The organism is Kitasatospora sp. NPDC059803 (assembly GCF_042732255.1).
GTDB lineage: Bacteria > Actinomycetota > Actinomycetes > Streptomycetales > Streptomycetaceae > Kitasatospora.
In genome coordinates, this window is record NZ_JBHWIJ010000396.1 from 1 (window position 1) to 6,467 (window position 6,467).

4 protein-coding genes and 1 pseudogene are annotated in these 6,467 nt (G+C 74.3%); all 5 read right to left on the minus strand.

All coding sequences use genetic code 11. The annotated features are described in order from the left end of the window. Positions 1-462: pseudogene (locus ACFV6I_RS36415) on the minus strand (hypothetical protein); the annotation flags it as partial. Further along, the gene (locus ACFV6I_RS36420) at positions 459-1,526 is read right to left on the minus strand and encodes a ParA family protein (RefSeq protein ID WP_208869108.1); all 1,068 of its coding nucleotides are present in this window, start codon (positions 1,524-1,526) and stop codon (positions 459-461) included. The gene ACFV6I_RS36420 and the pseudogene ACFV6I_RS36415, both read right to left, overlap by 4 nt. Positions 1,527-2,007: 481 nt before the next feature. After that, positions 2,008-3,123 carry an alanine dehydrogenase gene (ald, locus tag ACFV6I_RS36425; protein ID WP_063349655.1) on the minus strand — a complete coding sequence of 372 codons (1,116 nt, stop codon included), beginning with the start codon at positions 3,121-3,123 and terminating at the stop codon, positions 2,008-2,010. Positions 3,124-3,384: 261 nt separating this feature from the next. Beyond that, entirely contained in the window at positions 3,385-5,586 is a 2,202-nt protein-coding gene (locus tag ACFV6I_RS36430) for an AAA family ATPase (protein WP_380430269.1), read from the minus strand. 175 nt (positions 5,587-5,761) lie between these two features. Next, positions 5,762-6,409, minus strand: a complete 648-nt coding sequence (locus tag ACFV6I_RS36435; RefSeq protein ID WP_380430272.1) for an NUDIX domain-containing protein — start codon at positions 6,407-6,409, stop codon at positions 5,762-5,764. Positions 6,410-6,467: the final 58 nt, after the last annotated feature.

Here is a 6,467-nt window from a genome sequence, read left to right on the forward strand (position 1 = left end):
TTCTTTCTGTCCGGGGGGGGGGGGGGGGGCGCGCGGGCGGGCGGGCGGTCCGCGCCGGCCGGGCCGCCCCCCCCCGCAGGCGCGGGGCGGGGGCGGGGGCGGGCCCCGCCGGGGCCGGGCGCGCCCGGTGCCGCCGGCCTGCTCCTCGGCGGCGCCGGGGTGCTGGCGGCCGGCCGGCACGGCACCCTGGGGCCCGGCTGACGAGGCGGAGCGCTGGGCGGGCGGCTGGGCGCCCGCCGGTGCGCCGGCGGCCGGCTGCTGGTCCTGGGACGGCTGCCGCCCGGCCTCGCCGGTGCGCTGGGTGTCCTGGGCGTCCTCGGCGCCTTCGGCGCCGTCCGTGCCGTGGACGGTCCGCGCGGTCTCCGCTCTGGCTGCGTCGGCGGCCGGACGCGGCGCGAGGGAGGGCGACAGCGCCATCCCGCCGGTGGTCCGGAACAGCTCGTCGGCCCCCGGGAGACTCACTCGGCGGGGCGGCACCGGTCGAGCACCTCCCTGGCGAGCTGGCGGTAGGCGGCGGCACCGACCGAGTTGGTCGCGTACGTGGTGATGGGCTCGCCGGCGACGGTGGTCTCCGGGAAGCGCACGGTCCGCCCGATGACGGTGTGGAAGACGTGCTCGCCGAACGCCTCGACGACGCGCGCCAGCACCTCGCGGCTGTGCACGGTGCGCGAGTCGTACATGGTCGCGAGGATGCCGTCCAGGCGCAGCTCGGGGTTGAGCCGCTCGCACACCTTCTCGATGGTCTCGGTCAGCAGTGCGACGCCGCGCAGCGCGAAGAACTCGCACTCCAGCGGGACGATGACGCTGTGAGCGGCGGTCAGCGCATTGACCGTCAGCAGGCCCAGCGAGGGCTGGCAGTCGATGATGACGAAGTCGTAGTCGGGCAGCAGCGGCTTCAGCGCGCGGGCCAGCGCGGACTCCCGGGCCACCTCGCTGACCAGCTGCACCTCGGCGGCGGAGAGGTCGATGTTGGACGGCAGCAGGTCCATGCCCGGCACGGCCGTCTTGAGCAGCACTTCATCGGCCGTCAGGCCCCGCTCCATGAGCAGGTTGTAGACGGTGACGTCGAGCTCCATCGGGTTGACGCCGAGGCCGACCGAGAGCGCGCCCTGCGGGTCGAAGTCGACGAGCAGCACCCGGCGGCCGTACTCGGCCAGCGCGGCGCCCAGGTTGATGGTCGACGTGGTCTTGCCGACGCCGCCCTTCTGGTTGCACATGGCGATGATCTGCGCGGGGCCGTGCTCGGCGACCGGGGCGGGGATCGGGAAGTACGGCAGCGGGCGGCCGGTCGGGCCGACCCGCTCGCGGCGCTGGCGCGCGGCGTCGGGGGCCAGCGTGGCGGCGTACTCCGGGTCCGGCTCGTACTCGGCGTCCGGGTCGTCGTAGGCACCGTAGGCGAACTCGCCGTAGGCCAGGCCGTAGGCCGCCAAGTCGGCGTCGTGATCGGTCACCGTGGTCACCTGCGCTGTGTTCTGGCGTGCTTCGAAGGTACGGAGTGCGACCGAGCCGACCTCGGCCGAGCCCACGGAGGGCTGCCGGGCCCCGGGCTCCTCACTCGGCTGGCCGGCGGTGCGCTCCGCCAGTCCTGGCTGACCACCCCCGGGAGCAAATGTCGACTCATTCACAAGTCGTCTTACCTCCTTGGGCATCCAGGACTCTATGTCGATTCGTCAGCGTGGCAGCATGCCGACGGTTTGCGACTCTAGGCCGTTCAAGGCGTTCGCAGCAACACAATCCACGGTAGTGGGCCGGATGTGTCGACTATCGGGCGGGCCGATGTCAAGGGATGAGTAGGCCGTTGACCCTAACGTTTCTGCGGTGGGGTGACACGACCGACAGAAATTGACGACAGAGCGACCCGCCCGCTCAACCACCCGTTCACGGGCACGGCGAAGCCCCCGGCCCGAGGGGATCGGGTCGGGGGCGAACGACCGCCGGGCGGCCTACCGGATCACTGGATCGCCAGATCAGCGGATCGCAGGATCAGCAGATCACTGGATCACCGGATCAGGCGAGCACGCTCTCCAGCGAGACCGACTCCAGGCCGAAGGCCTCGGCCACGGCCGGGAAGGTGATCTGGCCCTCGTGCACGTTCAGGCCCTTGGCGAGCGCCGGGTCACGGCGCAGCGCCTCCTTCCAACCGCGGTTGGCCAGCTCGACGACGTACGGCATCGTCGCGTTGGTCAGCGCGTAGGTGGAGGTGTTCGGGACGGCGCCCGGCATGTTGGCCACGCAGTAGAAGACCGAGTTGTGGACCTGGAAGGTCGGCTCGGCGTGCGTGGTGGCGTGCGAGTCCTCGAAGCAGCCGCCCTGGTCGATGGCGATGTCGACGAGCACGGAGCCCGGCTTCATGCGGGAGACCAGCTCGTTGGTGACGAGCTTCGGGGCCTTGGCGCCCGGGATCAGCACCGCGCCGATGACCAGGTCGGCCTCGATGACGGCCTTCTCCAGCTCGAAGGTGTTGGAGACGATGGCCTTGATCTTCGTGCCGAAGATGCGGTCGGCCTCGCGCAGCTTGTTGATGTCGCGGTCGAGCAGGGTCACGTCGTAGCCCATGCCGATGGCGATGGTGGCCGCGTGCCAGCCGGAGACGCCACCGCCGATGACGACGGCCTTGGCCGGGTGGGTGCCGGGCACGCCACCGGGCAGCACGCCGCGGCCGCCGGCCGGGCGCATCAGGTGGTACGAGCCGACCTGCGGGGCGAGACGGCCCGCGACCTCGGACATCGGGGCGAGCAGCGGCAGCGCGCCGTTGCCGAGCTGCACGGTCTCGTACGCGATGGCGGTGGTGCCCGAGGCGATCAGCGCGTCGGTGCCGGCGCGGTCGGCCGCCAGGTGCAGGTACGTGAAGAGGGTCTGGCCCTTGCGCAGCCGGTGGTACTCGGAGGCGATGGGCTCCTTGACCTTCAGCAGCAGGTCGGCCGTGGCCCACACCTCGTCGGCGGTGGGGAGGATGGTGGCGCCGGCGGCCACGTACTCCTCGTTGGGGATCGAGGAGCCGACACCGGCGTTGTCCTCGATGTAGACCGAGTGTCCGTTGCGGACCAGCTCATGCACGCCGGCGGGCGTGATGGCCACGCGGTACTCGTGGTTCTTGACCTCGCGGGGGATGCCGACCTTCACGGCTAAACACGTCCTCTTGCCATGGGGGTCCCTACCGGAGAAGACCGGCGGGCGACGCGCACGTGGGGAAGCCTCCGGGGCAGCCCGGGGCGGGGATCGCTGCGCGACTGAGTTCGAGTGTAATGAAGCCCAGTCGGCGTGTCAGCCTTCCAAAGTGAATAAATCTGCCGAACACATTGGCAGGTTCGTAGGCTTCCCTTGCGATCTTCCCACCAAAGGTGTGTTAACCGGGCATCTTCGACAATACCTCCGAAATACCCCTCACCACCCGGCGTCGACGCGTTCCCGCAGGTCCGCGAGGGCGGCCCCGACGGCCTCCCGGCCGCGCTCGTCGCCGAGCCTGCGCAGCACCGCCAGCGCGGCCCGGTACTCGCGGTCCGCCTCGTCGAAACGGCGCTGCGCGGTGTGCGCCTCGGCCACCCGGGCGAGCAGCCGGGCCTCGGCGGCGGGCTCCCCCATCGACTGCCGCAGGCCGAGCGCCCGCCCGTACCAGTCGGCGGCGCGCACCGCGTCGCCGAGCGCGCGGTGGCAGCCGGCGGCGCCCTCCAGGGCCCGGGCGCAGAGCGGTTCGTCGCCGGCCGTGCGGGCGTGCTCCAGGGCGGCCCGGTAGTGCGCGACGGCCTGCTCCCAGCGGCCCGCGGCAGCCTGTAGGTCGCCCAGGTTGAGCAGCGCGGCCGAGGCCCGGCGGGGTCGGCCGTGCCGCTCGGCGACGGTCAGCACCAGTTCGTGCAGCCGGTAGAGGTCGGCGGGGGCGGCGCCGGTGAGCGGCAGGGTCCGCAGCAGCGCGGTGACCAGCCGGCCCGCCGAGCCGTCCAGGTCGCCCTGGCCGATCGCGTCGGCCACCGCCCCGAGCAGCAGGTCCCGCTCGCCGAGCAGCCACTCCCGGGCGTGCGCCGCCGAGCCCAGCCGCAGGGCGGCGGGCAGCGGGTCCGGCCCGGGGCCGCCCGACGGGTCCAGCAGGGCGCGGGCCGACTCGGTGAGCCGGACCAGCCGCTCCAGCAGCCGGGCCCGGGCGAGCTCGGTCTCGGCGGGCCGGTCCTCCTGCTCGCGCAGCCGGACCAGCCTCGGGTAGAGACGGCCGGGCACCCGGTAGCGCGGGCTGCCGTCGGCGGCCGGCGCCTCCTGGCCGAGCAGCTCCCGTTCGGCCAGTGCGGCGAGCGTCACAGCCGCCTCCGGTGCCGGGCAGCCGACCAGGGCGGAGGCGGTGCGCGGGTCGGCGGTCTGCGCCGGGGCCAGGGTGAGGGTGCGCAGCATCCGCGCCTGGGAGGCCGGGAGGGTGCCGTACAGCAGGGTGAACGCGCCGATCAGCGGGTCGCTGTCGGGGACGGGCACCGGCTCGGCCGGCTCCGGGCCGGGCTTCACCCAGGCCGCTTGGTCCCCGGCCGTCTCGGCGGCGGCGGGCTCCGGCGCCGGGCCCTCGGCCGGCTTCTCCCCCGACGGCGAGGGCGTCGCGGCCTTCCCGGCCTTCCCGGGCGTGGACGCCTGGGCAGCCTTCAGCCCTTGTACGGGCTTCGCGGCCTTCCCCGAGGTCGTGCCCTGTACGGGCTTCGCAGCCTTCCCCGACGCCGCCCCCGGTACCGGCTTCGCCGCCTTCCCGGGCGTCGACGCCTGGGCGGTCTTCGGCCCCTGGACGGGCTTCTCCGCCTTCTCCCCCTCTCCCTTCGGCGCCGCCGACCGCGCCGACTCCTCGCCCACCACCCGGGTGAGCTCGCGCGCCGCCTCGGTGACGGCCGCCTTCGGGTCGCCGCGCAGCCACCCGGCCATCAGCCGCAGGGCGGCCGGCCGGGCCGCGCAGGCCTCGGCCAGGTCGGCGCCGCCGACCGGGTCGCAGGAGATCCGGGTGCCGCCGACCAGGTCGGCGAGCAGTTCGCCGGAGGCCTGCCGGTCGAGCCCGCCGAGGATCACCGGGTCGATGTCCTCGATGCCGGTGAGCGGCCCGGCGGTGGTGGCGAGCACCAGGCAGCCGGGTTCGTCGGCGAGCAGCGGCCACAGCTGCCCGGCGTCCCGGACGTCGTCCAGCACCAGCAGCACCCGGCGGCCCACGAGCGCCTCGCGCAGCGCGACGCAGGCGGGCTCGTCCCGCCCGTCCCCGGTGGCGCCGGGCAGCGGCACGGGGGCCTCGGGGTCGAGCTGCTCCAGCAGCAGCCGGGCGGCCCGGGCGGGCGTCACCCGGCCGCCGTCGGGGGCGGACAGGCGCGCGAAGAGCACGCCGTCGGGGTGGTCCGCGGCGGCGGTGCGGGCGAAGCGGACCGCCAGCGTGGTGCGGCCGGAGCCGGGGCGGCCGGCCAGCACCAGCACCGGGCTGCGGCCGGTGGCCGGGCGCGCGGCTGCCGCCCGCAGCGCGGCCAGCTCGGTGCGCCGCCCGACGAACAGTGCGGGCCCGGCCGGCAGCCGGTCGAGGCCCGGAACGGCCCCGACGGGCGCGTCGGGGCCGGGGTCCATCGTCGCCGTCTTCCTCGCCACCCGTGCCACTCCCGACGTCATCCGGCCTCAGCGGAGGCGGCCCGGGACGGGCGCCCTGTCTGCGAAGCGTAGTTCGACCGTCCGGCTCAGCCGAGGTGACATCCGGTCGTACGAACCGGTAAATCACCCTCGCGGATCAACAGTAGGGTGCTCAGGAGGCGTACGGGCCGTTCGCTCACCCCTCGAAGGGCCGGGCCGGCCAGGGCGAGTCCGCCGGGCGCAGCCCGTCCAGCCCGTCCGGTCCGGTGAGCGCGGCGTGCACGGCGAGCGTGCCGGTGATCAGGGTCGGGTTGTGCAGCCGCCCGGCGTGGATCAGCCGGATCAGGTCGGACACCGGAACCCAGGCGACCTCGATCTCCTGCTCCTCGCCCTGCGCCGCGTAGCGCTCGCCCTCGGCCTCCGCGAGGTCGGTGGCGAGGAACATCCGCAGCGCCTCGTCGGTGCCGCCGGGGGAGGTGTAGTAGTCGGCGAGGATGCGCCAGGTGTCGGCCTTGCAGTGCGCCTCCTCGTACAGCTCGCGCTGCGCGGCGTGCCACGGGTTCTCGCCGGGCACGTCGAGCAGGCCGGCGGGCAGCTCCCACAGGCGCTGGCGGACGGGGTGGCGGTACTGCCGCAGGACCAGCACCCGCTGCTTGTCGTCCAGGGCGAGCACGGAGACCGAGCCGGGGTGGGTCTGGTAGTCGCGGCGGGCCCAGCTGCCGTCGGGCATCCGGACCTCTTCGCTGCGCACGCCGGTGACCTTGCCCTGGAACGGCGTCCGGCTCTCCCGGACCTCCCACTCCTCGGCCACGTCGGCGATCCCCTGGTCGCGCTGCTCGTCCATCGCTCTCCCCTTTTCGTCAGTGCGACACAATCTAACGCCGAACGGGGCGGCCCGCGGG